The sequence below is a fragment of the Cellulomonas sp. McL0617 genome (genome assembly GCF_049994875.1).
In the GTDB taxonomy this organism is placed as follows: domain Bacteria; phylum Actinomycetota; class Actinomycetes; order Actinomycetales; family Cellulomonadaceae; genus Cellulomonas.
In genome coordinates this window covers 963762-979197 of record NZ_CP188256.1, presented here as the reverse complement: position 1 = coordinate 979197, position 15436 = coordinate 963762, and the positions used below count along the sequence as shown (strand labels likewise).

Annotated in this window: 7 protein-coding genes and 1 pseudogene; 2 read left to right on the top strand and 6 right to left on the bottom strand. The window is 70.9% G+C overall.

Going from position 1 to position 15436, the window contains the following annotated elements:
- Positions 1 to 69 precede the first annotated feature (69 nt).
- From ACPPVS_RS04375 to ACPPVS_RS04355, 5 genes and pseudogenes are all read right to left on the bottom strand, one after another.
- Positions 70 to 6822, bottom strand: coding sequence for a ThuA domain-containing protein (locus ACPPVS_RS04375; RefSeq protein ID WP_426594786.1), 6753 nt, complete (start codon positions 6820 to 6822; stop codon positions 70 to 72).
- A 348-nt stretch (positions 6823 to 7170) separates the two neighbouring features.
- Positions 7171 to 8339: pseudogene (locus tag ACPPVS_RS04370) on the bottom strand (Gfo/Idh/MocA family protein).
- Between the two features lie 61 nt (positions 8340 to 8400).
- Entirely contained in the window at positions 8401 to 9456 is a 1056-nt protein-coding gene (locus ACPPVS_RS04365) for a substrate-binding domain-containing protein (RefSeq protein ID WP_426594784.1), read from the bottom strand.
- Between the two features lie 61 nt (positions 9457 to 9517).
- Positions 9518 to 10477, bottom strand: coding sequence for an ABC transporter permease (locus ACPPVS_RS04360; protein WP_426595880.1), 960 nt, complete (start codon positions 10475 to 10477; stop codon positions 9518 to 9520).
- Between the two features lie 68 nt (positions 10478 to 10545).
- Positions 10546 to 12060, bottom strand: coding sequence for a sugar ABC transporter ATP-binding protein (locus ACPPVS_RS04355; protein WP_426594783.1), 1515 nt, complete (start codon positions 12058 to 12060; stop codon positions 10546 to 10548).
- A 109-nt stretch (positions 12061 to 12169) separates the two neighbouring features.
- Here ACPPVS_RS04355 and ACPPVS_RS04350 point away from each other — a divergent pair, with 109 nt between their 5' ends.
- Positions 12170 to 13354 carry an ROK family protein gene (locus ACPPVS_RS04350; protein ID WP_426594781.1) on the top strand — a complete coding sequence of 395 codons (1185 nt, stop codon included), beginning with the start codon at positions 12170 to 12172 and terminating at the stop codon, positions 13352 to 13354.
- Positions 13355 to 13364: 10 nt separating this feature from the next.
- Entirely contained in the window at positions 13365 to 14027 is a 663-nt protein-coding gene (locus tag ACPPVS_RS04345) for a ThuA domain-containing protein (RefSeq protein WP_426594779.1), read from the top strand.
- 88 nt (positions 14028 to 14115) lie between these two features.
- Here the strand turns inward: ACPPVS_RS04345 and ACPPVS_RS04340 are convergent, their stop codons facing one another.
- Positions 14116 to 15423 (bottom strand): GNAT family N-acetyltransferase, encoded by a 1308-nt coding sequence (locus ACPPVS_RS04340; protein ID WP_426594777.1) that lies wholly within the window; start codon positions 15421 to 15423, stop codon positions 14116 to 14118.
- Positions 15424 to 15436: the final 13 nt, after the last annotated feature.

Sequence of the window (15436 nt, the reverse complement as noted above, 5' to 3'; positions counted from 1 at the left end):
CCGGGGCCGGGGACCGCACCGTCTTCGGTGCGGTCCCCGGCGCGCGGCGCCTTCAGTCGTGCGGCAGCGTCATGACTTCACCACGACGGTCACCTCCGTCGAGGTCGATCCGGCGACCCCCGCCGGTGCAGCCGGGACGAACGTCGCGGTCAGCTTCGCGGAGCCGACCGACGTCGCCGCGCTCAGGGTGTACACCGCCTTGCCGTCGGAGACGGCCACGGTGCCGACGGTCGTGCCGTTGCTGGCGAACACGACGGTGCCGGCGGTCCGACCGGTGTCCACGGACACCGTCGCCGTCAGCTTGACCGGCTTGTTCGTCCCGTACCTCTGGCTCGACGCGCTCGCCTTCAGGGTGGTCGCGGAGACCGCCTTGACGACCGTCACCGTCACCGCCGCCGAGGTCGATCCGGTCGACGCCGTCGGATCCGACGGGACGAACGTCGCGGTGAGCGCCGTGGCCCCGACGGTCGCGTCCGACCGGAGCCGGTAGGTCGCCTTCCCGGACGAGACGGGCGCCGAGTAGATCACCTGGCTTCCGGACCGGAACTCGACCGTGCCGGCCGGCACCCCTCCGCTGGTCAGCGTCACCTTGGCGGTCAGCAGCACCGGCTCGTCGGTGCCGAACGACTGCTGGGAGGCGCTGGCCGTCAGCTTGGTGGTCGACGCCGCGGCGTCCACCACGACCTGCCGGACGGGCGATGCCGACTCCGCCACGGTGGCGTTGCCTGCGAACTTCGCCTGCAACGCGTGGGTGCCCGCCTCCAGATCCGGCACGGTGACGGTCACCGTGCCCTTCCTGAGGATGCCGGCCCCGATCGGGACCGACCCGTCATACAGCGTCACCAGCTCGGCCCCGAGCGTTCCGGCGGTCACCACCGAGATGGTCACCTTGACGGGGCTGCCGACGGTGATCCGGCTGGCGGAGAGCGACATCGAGGTCACGGACGGCTTCAGCTGGACCTGCGTGGCCGGCACCGTGACCGACCGAGGACCGGCGACGTTCCCGGCCTTGTCGGTCGAACGGAACTCCACCACCTGGGCGGCCGAGGTCCGAGCGACGACGAACGGCGCGGAATAGGTCTTCCACGCTCCGGCGTCGACGCGGTACTGCGTCGACGCCACGCCCGAGGTGTCGTCCGACCGGACCAGGGTCACCGTGACGTCGGTGCTGTCGGCGTCCAGGTCGGCGGCGGTCTCCGGCGCCACGGAGTCCCGCTTGAGCGTCAGGGTCTTGACGGACTCGACGTTCCCGGCCTCGTCCGTGGCCCGGAACGTGATCGCCGTGATGCCGTCGGCGATCGTCAGGGGCGCCGTGTAGGCGGCCCAGGCGTCGTCCGTCAGCGCGTACTCGATCCCGGCGACACCGCTGTCGGCGTCGGTCGAGGTCAGGGTGACGCTCACGTCCCCGGTGTACCAGCCGTTCTGACCGTCCGGGCTGGACGGGTCGACGGTGGCCTTGGAGACCGGAGCCGTGGTGTCACCGGCGGCCGGGACGGTGACCGACTGCGTCGCCTCCGTGTTGCCGGCCTCGTCGACCGACCGGAGCTCCGCGGTCTGCTCCGCACTCGTCAGAGCGAGCTGGACCGGCGCGGTGTACGCCGACCACGTCTGCGTGCCGACCCGGTACTCGGTCCTGTCCACACCCGAGGTGGCGTCGACCGACGTGAGGGTCAGCAGACCCGTGTCGGAGACGGTCGCCGTGGTGACCGGCGCGGTCGCGTCGATCTTCGCGGACAGCGTCCGCGACCCCTCGGCGTTGCCGGCCTTGTCGGTGGCCGCGTACGCCACCGTGTGGACGCCGTCGCCGGTGAGGGCGACCGGAGCCGTGTAGGTCGCCGGGCTGCCACCGTCGACCGCTGCCGAGATGGCATCGATCCCGGAGCCGCCGCTCTCGTCGACGGCGGTCAGGCTGACGGTCACCGGACCGGTGTACCAGCCGTTCGCGCCGTTCGGCTGCGCCGGGTCCTTGGTGGCGGTGGTGATCGGCGCGGTGGTGTCCGCAGGAGCACCTCCGACCACGTGGAAGTAGTCGAACACCGCGGTGGCCGAACCGGTCTGGTTCACCCCCAGGGCGAACAGCCCGACCTTGCCGCCGGACGCCGCCGGGATGTTGGCGACCGTGTCCGCGAACTTCGTCCAGGCCACCCCGTCGGTCGAGTACCAACCGGCGAAGTTGTTGTCCTGGCGCTCCACCCGCAGGTACCAGACGCCCTGGGTCAGGTTGTTCAGGTTCGGCTGAGGCTGCTGCTGGACGTTGTCGATGACGCTGCGGAACTCCAGCCGACGGGCCACGGCGGCGCCGGGGTCGTTGTCGGTGATGAAGTCGAGCTTGACGTAGTTGCGGTCGTCGCCCAGGACCACGATGCCGGCCTGCTGGTAGTGCTCGTTCAGCGCCGAGCCGTCGACCTTGGTCTCGACCACCCAGTGGTTGCCCGCCGGCTGGTTCTGGACGATCACGTTGTTGCTCGTGTCGATCTCACCCGGCAAGGTGTCGATCGACAGCTTCCCTCCCCCGACCCGCAGGGCCGTGGCGTCGGGACGCAGCGTGGTCCACCGGCAGGTGACGAGTGCGTCACCGGTGAACTCGTCGTCCGGGGTGGAGACGGCTTCCGTCGGGTCCGGGCTCAGCCGGAACCAGTCGAAGGCCGCGTCGGTCACCGTGCCGGAGGCGTTGGCGAAGGCGGCCAGCCCGATCTTCGGGCTGCCCAGGCTCGCCTGGTCCTTGCGGATCGCGTCCCACCCGCTCCACGACTGGTCCGGGGAGATCCAGGTCGTCCCGTCCGTGGAGTACGACGGCGAGAGGGTCGTACCGTCACTGGTGATCCGCAGGTACACGGTGTCGGGGAAGGCGGTGCCGAGCGCGGCCGAGTTGGCCTCCTGCGCCGAGCCGCCGACCTCGTGGGCGAACTGGATGATGTGCTCGGCCGGGTTGCTGCTGCGGCCCTGCACGACGAGCTTCACGTAGTTCTCGTCGTTGGTGTACAGCAGCAGACCTGCCTGCTGGTACGCGGTGTACGCCTTGACGTTCACCTTCGTCGTGGCCTGCCACGCGCCCTTCGGCAGATCCTGCAGGACGATGTTGGTGACGTCGCCGCCGGCACCGTAGAGGTCGGTCTTGGACGCCGGGATGTGCAGCGCCCCGTCCCTGACCTGCAGGTCCTGGTTGGGCCGGACCACGGTGGTCCACCGGCCGGTGTTCAACGTGGTGCCGTCGAACTGGTCGGACAGGTTGCCGAAGCAGCCCTCCGGCGGTGCGTCGACGGTCACCGGGAAGGTGCGGCTCGCGGTGGCGCCGCCCGGGTCCGTCACCGTCAGCTTGGCGGTGTACTTCCCCGGCACGGTGTACGTGTACGACGCGGCAGCAGTGTCGGCGGTCGCACCGTCGGTCGTCCCGAAGTCCCAGTGGTAGGAGACGGCCTTGCCGTCCGGGTCGCTCGCCGAGGCCGTGGCCGCGACGCTCACCGGCACCGTGCCGGTGGTCGGCGTCAGGTCGGCCGCGGTGATCACGGGCCGCTCGTTCGCCGTCACGCCCTTGCCGATGAAGTCGACCCAGTTGACGTTCGCCACGGAGCCCGTGGTACCTGGCTTCGCTGCGACGAAGTAGATCGTGCCGGTGCCGGTCGGACGGTTGGCGAGGTCCACCCCGACGTTCTGGAAGGTCTGCCACCCTCCCGTGTTGTCGACGTGCACGGTGCCGAGCAGCGGGCCGCCCACCGGGTCGTTCCAGCGGATGTTGAAGTCAGCACCGCCGTCGGCGGGGCTGGCCGCGCGGACCTGGATCCGGTCGATCCCGCTCAGGTTGACCCGGGCGAAGGCGAACCAGTCGTCCGGCTCGATGAAGCCGATGTTCTGGGTGCCTCCCGCCGGGTCGGAGGTGGTCTCCTTCTGCACGCCGGGGTCTCCGGTGGAGGCGGACCCGGGCAGCCGGCCGGTCGAGTCGTAGTGCTCGGCCTGGTGGTGCTTGTCCTGCAGCACGACCGAGGTGGTGCCCGTCAGCGACGGGACCCCGCCCGCGGCGCCCTTGTCGGTGTAGGAGGCCTCGACGACCCAGAACAGGTGGACGTCGCCACCGTGCCCGCCGTCCTCGAGGGTCTGGACCACGCCCGTGCAGCCGGTCGTCTGGCTCATCGGGTGTGCGTGCGAGTCGCTGCCGGAGACGTGTCCGAGCAGGTTCTGCACGTGCACGTCGTCGCAGGAGATCGTGTGAGACGTGGTCGACCCGTCCTCGGGATCGGTCACGGTCACGTCAAAGTTGATCTGGTCGCCGAACTGGAAGAACCCGCCGTCCACCGGTGACGTGACTGTCACCGTCGGGCGGGTGTTCCCGCTGACCACCGAGACGCTGGACAGCCCGGAGCGGCCGTCGGGGTCGGTCGCGGTCAGCACCACGTTGTACGTGCCGGCCGCGAACGAGTGGCTCGGCGACGCCTCGGTCGAGGTCGTGCCGTCGCCGAAGTCCCACGAGTAGGTCAGCGCGTCGCCGTCCGGGTCCTTCGACCCGGCGGAGGAGAGCTGGACCGCCAGCGGGGCCGGCCCGGAGTCCACGTCCGCCGACGCCTTCGCGATGGGCGACCGGTTGCCGTAGACGTAGTCGATCCGGTAGATGCCGGAGTCGCCGTTGTTCTCCCAGCCGGAGCCCCAGTCGATGACGTAGAGGCTGCCGTCCGGACCGAACTTCGCGTCCATCATCTTGACCGAGCGCTGGCCCGCGCCGAGGCTCGCCTCGCTGATCTTCGTGACCTTCTGCAGACGACGGACGTCCGAGGTGGTCAGCAGCGAGTAGACGACGTTGTTGTTCCACTCACCGAAGAGCGCCTTGCCGTCCCAGTACGCGGGCCACTTGGTGTCCGACGTGCTCGTCTCGTCGTACCGGTACATCGGTCCGGCCATGGGTGCACCGCCGCCACCGACCTCGGCGAAGTCCTCCGCGGCGTTGTAGTGGTAGTAGAGCGTCGCCGGGATCGCCGGCGGCAGCTGCGCCAGACCGGTGTTGTTCGGCGAGTCGTTCACGGGGCCGCCCGCGCAGTCGTACGCGGGACCGGACTGGTGGGTGGTGAAGTTCCAGTGGTTGTAGGCCTTGTTCGGGCCCGTGCAGTAGGGCCAGCCGTAGTTGCCCGCCTTCGCGATGATGTTCCACTCGACGGTGTTCTGCGGGCCGCGGTTCGGGTCTGCCGAGCCGGCGTCAGGACCGTAGTCGGCGACGAACACGGTGCCCGTCTTGGGGTCGATGTTGATGCGGAAGGGGTTGCGGAACCCCATCCCGTAGACCTCGGGCCTGGTCTTGTCCGTACCGGGCGCGAACAGGTTCCCGGCGGGGACCGTGTAGGTGCCGTCGCCCTCGGGGTGGATGCGCAGGAGCTTGCCGGACAGCGAGTTCGTGTTGCCCGACGTGCGCTCGGAGTCCCAGGCCGCACGGCCGGCACCCTGGTCGAGCGGCGCGTAGCCGTCCGACGCGAACGGGTTGGTGTTGTCACCGGTGGCCAGGTAGAGGTCGCCGGACGTCTTGTCGAACACCATCGAGCCGCCGTGGTGGCAGCACTCGCCGCGCTGCACGGGCACCTTCAGCACGATCTTCTCCGACCCCTCGACGAGGGTGGTGGCCGCGGAGACCGTGAACCGGGAGAGCTGGTCGACACTGTCGGCGCCGGCCGGTGAGTAGAAGACGTACAGGTAGTTGTTCGTCGCGAAGTTCGGGTCGAGGGCCAGGCCCAGCACACCGGACTCGTTCGCGGTGAAGGCGTTCAGCGTCGCGACGGCCGACGTGTGGCCGGTGGTCGGGTCGATGACCTTGATCGAGCCCTCGCGCTCGATGTAGAAGACGCGCCCGTCCGCGGCCACGTCGAGCTGCATCGGGTCGAACGTGTTGTCGTCGAGCTTGACCAGCTCGTAGTTCTTCGGGACGGAGGCACCGCAGTCGGCCGGGACGACACCGGCGGTGGTCTCGATCCCGCCGGCGACCATCTGCAGGAAGCCCGCGTTCGACCAGTTGGTCGCGTCGTGGCCGAGGCCCAGGTAGAAGGACCGGCCGCCGTCGTAGTCCTGGCACCAGGCGATCGGGTGGTCGAGGCCCATCGTGCTGCCGGTGTACGAGCGCGCGTCCAGGGAGGCGAGCACGTGCACGCTGTCGCGCGGGTTGGTCTGGTAGTCGTAGAGCTCGTCGGTCAGGGTGAGCTCGTCACCCAGCCCCACGGTCGCGGGGTGGACCCGGTCCTCGAGGAGCACCTTGGTCTGCTGGATCGCCGGGTGCTGCTTGAAGTACGCCCCGACGAGGCCCTGGTACCAGGGCCAGTCGTAGTTGGCGTCGGCCGCGGCGTGGATGCCGAACCAGCCGCCGCCGTTCTCGACGTAGGACTGCAGGGCCTGCTGCTGCTCCGCGCTCAACAGGGCGGCTGCGTTGGGCGAGGTCGTCGAGAGGAACACGACCGTGGCGTACTGGGCGAGGTTCGCCGTCGTGAAGACCGACGAGTCCTCCGTGGCGTCGACGGTGAAGCCGTGCTCGGCACCGAGCGCGGTGATGCCCGCGATCCCGGCGACGATGCCGTCGGTGTGCCGGAAGCCCGCGGTCTTGGAGAACACCAGCACCTTGTACGGCTCGACGCCCTCCTCGTGCATCGGGAGGACCGACGGCAGCGCGTGCTCGAGCGCCGGCACCGCCGACGCGGGCTGGACGGCGCCGGTCGTCGCAGCGTCGGCGGCAGGCGCGACGCCGATCAGACCGGTGACGGCGAGCGCGACGGTCGCGACCAGCGCGGTCAGCGTTCGGCGAGGACGGAAGGGGAGGGTGGCTGCGACACCCTGCCCCTTCCGCCGCTGGGGGGTCATGCGGCGGTCCGTTCGCGGCGGGTGATCGCCTGCGGGTGGAGCGCGTGCTGACCGGCCGGCGAACGGCCGGCACGTCGGTCGAGAAGACCGGGCATGGTGAAGTCCTTTCGAGATCGGGCATGGATCGACGAAGGGCGCGCGCAGCCGCGCCTTCCTGCTGGAGATCTCCGCACCGGCCGGTTGCCGGCGGTGCGAGCTGGCCGCGAGTGCGGCAAGAGCGGGCTGCCTTCGGCAGCGGCGCGCGGCGGGGCCACGCAGCGGGTGCGACCCGGAGAGGGACCGCAGTCAGGCGGCGATCGGACCTGGACCGCCGTCAAGCGTCGATGAGCACCTCCCGGTTCGGATCGGTCAGGGCGTGATCTCCTGCCACGTGCTGGCGTCGGCGGCGCTGCGCTCGACGGCTTCGAGCACCCGCTGGACGCGCAGGCCGTCCGCGAAGCTGGGTTCGGGCTGCCGCCCCTCGGCGATGGCCGTCACCAGGTCCACGGCCTGGTGCGTGAACGCGTGCTCGTACCCGAGCCCGTGCCCCGCCGGCCACCACGCCGCGACGAAGGGATGCTCGGGCTCGGTCACGACGATGCGCCGGAAACCGGCTTCGGCGGCGGGCTGTGCGACGTCGAAGAAGTTCAGGACGTTCATGTCCTCGAAGTCGAACGCGACCGACCCTGCCGAGCCGTTGATCTCGAGCCTGATCGCGTTCTGCGCCCCCACGCGAACCGGGTCGCCTCGAACGTCGCCAGTCCCCCGCCCGACATCCGGCCGAGGAAGATCGCGGCGTCGTCGACGGTGACCGGACCGGTCTCGGTGCCTGCCGTGCCGTGCAGGCCGGAGTGCTCCGACGCCACGGGGCGTTCGTGCACGAAGGTCTCCAGGATCGCCGAGACACCGGTGACGGACTCGCCCGTGACGAACTGCGCGAGGTCGATGATGTGCGCGCCGATGTCCCCGAGCGCCCCCGAACCCGCCTTCTGCTTGTCCAGGCGCCAGGACAGCGGCGCGTTCGCGTCCGCGATCCAGTCCTGCAGGTACTGCGCGCGCACGTGCCGCACCGAACCGATCCGGCCGTCCGCCACGAGCTGGCGGGCGAGCTGGATCGCCGGCACACGACGGTAGGTGAACCCGACCATCGCGAGCTGCCCGTTCGCACGAGCCTGCTCGGCCGCCTCCGCCATCGCGACGGCCTCGCCCACCGAGTTGGCGAGCGGCTTCTCGCACAGGACGTGCTTGCCCGCCGCGAGCGCCGCGATGGCGATCTCGGCGTGGGTGTCGCCGGGTGTGCAGATGTCGACGAGGTCGATGTCGTCACGCGTGACGAGCGTCTTCCAGTCGGTCTCCACGCTCGACCAGCCGAGCCGCGCGGCGGCGGCGGTGACCGCCGCCTTGTCGCGACCTGCGACCGCCGCCATGTCCGGCTCCAGCGGCAGGTCGAAGAAGTGCGGGGCGTTGCGCCAGGCCTGCGAGTGCGCGACACCCATGAACGCGTAGCCGACCATGCCGACGCCGAGACGTCTTGTCATGGCTCACGCCTCCCCTCTGTGGTGGGCGCGCCGGACGGGTGGTCGTCCGGCGCCCGGTCGGCTAGGACTCGAAGGCCGTCGGCAGGAACTCGTCCACGTTGTCCTTGGTCACCACGGGTGCGAAGAGCTGGACCGTGCGGGGCACCTGCACGTCGACCAGGTCGCTCATGGCCTTGCCCTGCACGATGAGCCGGGCGAGCTTGACGCCGTCCGCGGCCTGCGTGGACGGGTAGATGACCGTCGCCTTGAGCACCGTGTTGTCGGCCTTGATGGCCTCCATGACGTTCTTCGAGCCGGCGCCACCGACCATGAAGAACTCGTCGCGACCCGCCGCCTCGATCGCCGCCAGGACGCCGACGCCCTGGTCGTCGTCGTGGTTCCAGATGGCGTCGAGCTTGGGCTGGGCCTGCAGCAGGTTGGCCGCCGCCGCCTCGCCGCCCTGGACCGTGAAGTCCGCCGCGACGCGGGCGTCGACCTTGAGCCCGCAGGTGGCCAGCGCGTCCTTGAAGCCGCGGCTGCGGTCCTGGGTCAGCGGCAGCGAGTCGATGCCGGCGATCTCGGCCACCTTGGCGCCGGTCTTGCCGCCGAGCTGGTCGCAGATGTAGGTGCCGGCGCTGACGCCCATGCCGTAGTTGTCGCCGAGGACCGTGGTCCGGGCCGCGTTCGGGTCGTCAAACTCGCGGTCGACGTTGATCACGACGATGCCTGCCTTCATGGCCTTGTTGGCCACCTCGGTCAGGGCGGCGCCGTCGAACGGCAGGAGCACGATCGCGTCAACGCCGTCGTTCATGAACTGCTCGATCTGGCTGATCTGCAGGTTCACGTCGTTGGTCGCCTCGGCCTGGACGAGCTTCACGTCCGAGTACTTCGCGGCCTCGGCGACGGCCGACTTGGTGATCGCGCCCATCCAGCCGTGGTCGGCCGCGGGGGCCGAGAAGCCGATGGTGACCATGTCGCCGGGCTCGTCGTTGCCACCGGGAACCACGGCGGGCGCCTCGGCGGCCGCGCTGCTGCCCTCGTCGGTCGGGGTGTTGGACGTGCAGCCGGCCACGACGAACGCGAGGGCTGCCGTGGCGCCGGCGACGGCGAGCCAGCGCCTGTGCAGGGATGTGGACATGACGATCCTCCTTGATCGGAATGCTTGATCGGAATGGGCTGGGTTTCGACGAGCTTGTTCGTCAGGTTCTTGCGCGCGAACGGTCGGCGATCCGCTGCTGGAGCAGCACGGCGACGACGATGATCACGCCCTTGACCACGGCCTGGGCCGAGATGGACAGGTTGTTCTGCGTGAAGACGTTGGTGAGCGTCGTGAAGATGAGGACGCCCAGGACGGTGCCGACGATGGTGCCGCGGCCTCCGACGAGGAGGGTGCCGCCGACGACGACGGCGGCGATGGCGTCGAGCTCGTAGAGCATGCCGTTGGTGGAGCTGCCGGCCGTCGTGCGGCCGAGCATCATGACGCCGCCGATGCCGGCCGCGAGACCGCTCAGTGCGTAGAGGTACATCGTGTGGCGCTTGACCTTGATCCCGGCGAGGCGGGCCGCCTCCGGGTTGCCGCCCACCGCGATGGTGCGGCGGCCGAACGTGGTGCGGTTGAGCAGGATCCAGCCGGCCACGGCGACGACGACGAAGATCCAGACGAGGGTCGGGATGCCGATGAGGTCACCGCGGAAGAAGTCGAGGAAGCCCTGGACCTTGACCACCTGCGTCTGCCGGTTGGCGATGATCTCCGCCAGTCCGCGCGCGGAGACCATCATGGCCAGGGTCGCGATGAACGCGACGACCTTGCCGTACGCGATGAGCACCCCGTTGACCAGGCCCGCGCCCACGCCGACCGCGAGCGCGCAGAAGACCATGACGATCCAGTTGGTGTCCTTCGCGAGCGTCTGGGTGGCCAACGTGGAGGCCCACACCGACGCGAGTCCGACCACCGAGCCGACCGACAGGTCGATGCCGCCGCCGGTGATGACGAAGGTCATCCCGATGCTCAGCACCCCGAGGACCGCCGCCAGGCGCAGGATCGTCAGCAGGTTGTCGACGCTGGCGAACCGGTCGCCGGCCGTGACGACGCCCACGACGCAGATGGCGACCAAGGCGATGACCAGACCGATGTTGCGACCCGCAGGACCGCGCAGCAGCCCTGCGCGCGGGACCTTCTTCTCCGTGTCGACGACGTCGGGGACGACCGTCGTGATCTCCTGCTCGCTCACGCGGCACTTCCTTCCATGACGAGGTCGAGCACGCGGTGCTCGTCGATGCCGGTCGCGGGCCCGTCGTGGACCACGCGCCCTTCGGAGATCACGAGGATCCGGTCGGACAGGCCGATGACCTCGGCGATCTCGCTGGAGACCACGACGACCGCCGCGCCGCTCTTCGCGAGGTCCGCGATGAGGGCATAGATCTCGGCGCGGGCGCCCACGTCGACGCCGCGGGTCGGCTCGTCGAGGAGCAGCACCCGGCAGCCGTGGACGAGCCAGCGCGCGAGCAGCACCTTCTGCTGGTTGCCGCCGGACAGCGTGCGGGCGCTGCGCTCGGGGTCCGAGGGACGCACGTCGAGCGCGTCGATCTGCTCGCGCGCGGCGCGCAGCTCGGACCGCTCGTCGAGGAACGACGCCGTCGCGGTCCGCGAGAACGTCGAGAGCGTGATGTTGCGGTAGACCGGCTCGTCGAGGAGCAGACCCTGGCTCTTGCGCTCCTCCGGGCACAGCCCGATGCCGGCCTTGACCGCGTCGCTGACCGCACCCGCACGGAGGCGGTCGCCACCCACGGCGACGGTGCCCGTGCTGCGCCTGCGTGCGCCGAAGATGGTCTCGAGGATCTCCGTGCGACCCGACCCGACGAGCCCGGCCAGCCCGACGACCTCGCCGGCGCGCACGTCGAAGGAGACGTCGGAGAACGCCCCTCGCAGGCTCAGCCCGTCGACGTGCAGCACCGTGGCGGCGTCGTCGGCGACGGGCGGCCTGGGCGCGATGGCGTACTCGACCGTGCGGCCGGTCATCAGCCGGATCAGGTCGGCGGTCGGCGTCGCGGCGACCGGGAGGCCCGTCGCGACCGTGCGGCCGTCCTTCAGGACGGTGATCCGGTCGCCGATCTGCCGGATCTCGTCGAGCCGGTGCGAGATGTAGACGACGGCGACGCCCGAGCTGGTGAGCTCGTGCACCACCCGGAACAGGTTCTTGACCTCTTCGGCGTCGAGCACGGCGGACGGCTCGTCCATGACGATCACGCGGGCGTCGTGCGAAAGAGCGCGGGCCATGCTGACGATCTGCTTGCCCGCCGCGGAGAGCTGGCCGACCTCGCGGTGGGGCGAGATGTCGCCGTGCCCGAGGCGCCGGAGGATCGCGCGGGTCTGGACGGTGGCGGCGCGACGCTGCGAGAAGCCGCCGACCGCGAGCTCGTGGCCGAGGTAGATGTTCTCCGCGACCGAGAGCCCGTCGACGACGTCGAGCTCCTGGTACATCGTCGCGATGCCGAGCTTCAGGCCCGCGACCGGGTGGGAGATGGTGACGGGCTCGCCGTCGATGAGGATCTCGCCCTCGTCGGGCTGGTGAGCCCCGGCGAGGACCTTGATGAGGGTGGACTTGCCGGCGCCGTTCTGACCGAGCAGGCAGTGGACCTCGCCGGCACGGATCTCGAGGTCGACACCGTCGAGCGCCCTCGCACCGGGGAAGTGCTTGACGATGCCGCGCATCTGCAGCAGGGGTGGGTCCGCTTTGACCATGTTGCGCAACCTAGGACCGACTTCTGTCGCGCGTCAAGCAAAAGTCGATAACCGCGTGTCAGAGTTACGCGAACGTGACCTACACAAGCCGGAATGGTTCACTGTGCCCATGGACGAGCTCCTCAAGTTCGCCCCCAAGCCGACGGGCGCCGGGGAGATGTTCCAGCTGCTCCGCGACGGGCAGCCGAGAACACGCTCTGACCTGGCCACTCTCACCGGTCAGGCCCGCTCCACGATCGCCGCGCGCGTCGACCTCCTGCTCTCCTCGGGGTTCGTCGCGCCGGCCGGCGAGGCCACGTCCACGGGTGGCCGACCACCCGCGACGTTCGCGTTCAACCCCGCCGCGCGGGTGGTCCTCGCGGTCGACCTCGGGGCGACGCACGCCCGGCTCGCCCTGACCGATCTCGTCGGCACCGTTCTCGCGGAGGTCGGTGAACCCGTCGCGATCGCGGAGGGGCCCACCGTCGTCCTGGACCGCGTCGTCGCCCTCGGTCACGACCTGCTCACGACGGCGGGACGGCCGCTGTCCGACCTGGTCAGCGTCGGCGTCGGGCTCCCCGGACCGGTCGAGCACCTGTCGGGCCGGCCCATCAACCCCCCGATCATGCCGGGCTGGGACGACGCTGACGTGCCGGCACACCTGTCCCGCCAGCTCTCGGGCGTCCCCGTGCTCGTCGACAACGACGTGAACGTCATGGCGCTGGGCGAGCACACGACGCAGTGGCCCACCGTCGACCACCTGCTGTTCGTCAAGGTGGCGACCGGGATCGGCGCCGGGATCATCTCCGACGGCCAGATCCGGCGCGGCGCCCAGGGTGCGGCGGGCGACCTCGGGCACATCGCGGTGCCCGGCGGTGCGAAGCTTCCGTGCCGGTGCGGGAACACCGGCTGCCTCGAGGCCCTGTCCAGCGGACCCGCGATCGCCGACGCGCTGCGCGCCCTGGGCGTCGATGCCCGGACGAGTGCCGACGTCGTCGCCCTCGTGCGGGCCGGCGACCCCGACGCCAGCCGGGAGGTCCGCGAGGCCGGGCGCCGCATCGGTGACGTGCTCGCCGCGTGCGTGAGCATGCTCAACCCGTCGGTCATCGTGATCGGCGGGATCGTCGCCGAGGCGGGCGAGCACCTGCTGGCCGGAATCCGCGAGGTCGTCTACCGGCGGTCCTTGCCGCTGGCGACGCAGCACCTGCGTATCGTCGCCTCTCGGACCAAGGGACGCGCCGGGGTGCTCGGCGCGTCCGCGATGGCCTCCGAGCACGTCCTGTCACCCGCTGCGATCGACAGTCTCATCTCCTAGGAGTCGTCCCGTGCCACAACAACGCCGAGCACTCGTCGTCCGGGGAGGCTGGGACGGCCACGCCCCCGAGGAGGCCGTCGACCTGTTCCTGCCGTTCCTGCGCGAGCACGACTTCGACGTCGTCGTTGAGGGCTCGCTCGAGGTCTACGCCGACGCCTCCCTCATGGCCTCGACCGACCTCGTCGTGCAGTGCTGGACCATGGGCGAGATCCTCGCCGACGAGCTCCACGGCCTGCGCGACGCCGTCGCCGCCGGCACCGGGTTCGCGGGCTGGCACGGCGGGGTCGTCGACTCGTTCCGGATGGCGACGGACTATCTGCAGCTCGTCGGCGCCCAGTTCGCGGCGCACCCCGGCGGGATCGTCGACCACACCGTCCAGATCGTGCCGGGCCGGGCCGACGACCCGATCGTCGACGGGATCGCCGACTTCGCCCTCCGCTCCGAGCAGTACTGGCTGCTCTCCGACGACCTCAACGACGTGCTCGCCACCACGACGATCACGCCCGGGCCCGACGACCACTGGCTCGTACCGCAGACGTCGCCGGCCGTCTGGAAGCGGCTCTGGGGCGAGGGTCGGGTGTTCGTCTGCGCGCCGGGTCACCAGCTGGCCGACCTCGAGCTGCCGCCGGTGCGCACGATCATCGAACGCGGGCTCCTGTGGGCCGCCCGCTGACCGTCGGGCTCGATCCGTCAGCGGCGCGACGCGCGCACAAGGTCGGGGCCTGACCCCCTTCCATCGAGCGTGGCAGGTCAGGTGCCGGTCAGTGGGCTTCTCGTTGCCGGTAGGTGTACCGGTCGGCGGGTTCGAACCCGAGACCCCAGTAGAGCGCGGCGGCGGCCTGGTTGTGGGCCTCGACCTGCAGGAACACCCGGCGCGCGCCGCGCTCCCGCGCGTCGTGCAGCGCGTGGAGCGTCAGGGCGCGCGCGAGGCCGCGACGTCGCGCGGAGCCCGCGACGACGAGGCATGACAGCGCCGCCCAGTCCTGCGTGACCGTCACCCGGACGACCGCCACCGGCGAGGTGTCGTAGGTCGAGGTCATCGACAGGTAGCGCGCCGGGACGCCGGTGAGGATCGCGCGACCGGTCGCCCGGTCCGCGGAGTCGTCCTTGGCGCCCAGCCACAGCGCGAGCCAGTCGTCGTCCGGATCGTCGCGCTCCTCGATCCGCACGCCCGGCAGGTCGAGCCGACCCGGCAGGGCGGGATCGCCGACGAGCGAGCGCACCAGGACGTCGGTCTCCGAGACGGTCCGGTACCCGCGGGCGTCGAGCATCGCGGCCACCTCGACGCAGACCGGCGGGACCACGGTCGACTCGCCCGCTCCCCCCGAACCGACGGGACGCGGCGTCCGGACGATGCTCGGCAGCCCGGCGTCCGCGTAGACCTGCTCGATCCGGTCCAGCGCGCCCATCGGGTCGGCCGGCGTCCCGGTCAGCAGGGCGCTGTTTGCCCGCCGGGTCAGGCCGCCCGACACGCCGACCCGCCAGCCGTCGACCTCGACCACCTGCAGCGGCGGCCAGGTCCGCGACTCGACCAGCGCACCCGGGGGCTCCGGCGGGGTCCAGGTCTGCACGCGCAGGTGCACGTACTCGTGCCCCCAGTCGCGCTCGGGCGCGGCGACGAAGCCGAGCCGGGCGTACAGCCGGTGCGCCGTGACCATCGAGTCGAGCGTCGAGAGCACCACCCGACGGGCGCCCGACGCGACGGCGTACCCGAGCGCGGCCCGCATGAGCGCCTCGGCGATACCGCGACCGCGGGCGCGCGGGGCCACCGCGAGCATCCGCACCTCGAGCTCGCCGGGCTCGGCGACCTCGGCGTAGGTGGTGCCGTACGGCGCCAGCGTCACCGTCCCGACGACGGTCTGGCTGCCGTCGGAGTCCTCGCACGGCACCGTCGCCACCAGGAGCATCGCGTCGCGGGCCCGCCTCGTCGCGTCCCGCAGCTGGGCCTCGTACTCGTCGTCCTCGTCGAGCAGCCGGTCCGCGAGGTAGGCCTCGGCCGTCAGCGCGCCGGCACCCGCGATCTCGTCGTTCCGCGCCAGGCGGACGGTCGGCCCGGTCGTTTCCGCCACCGCCTTCACGCCG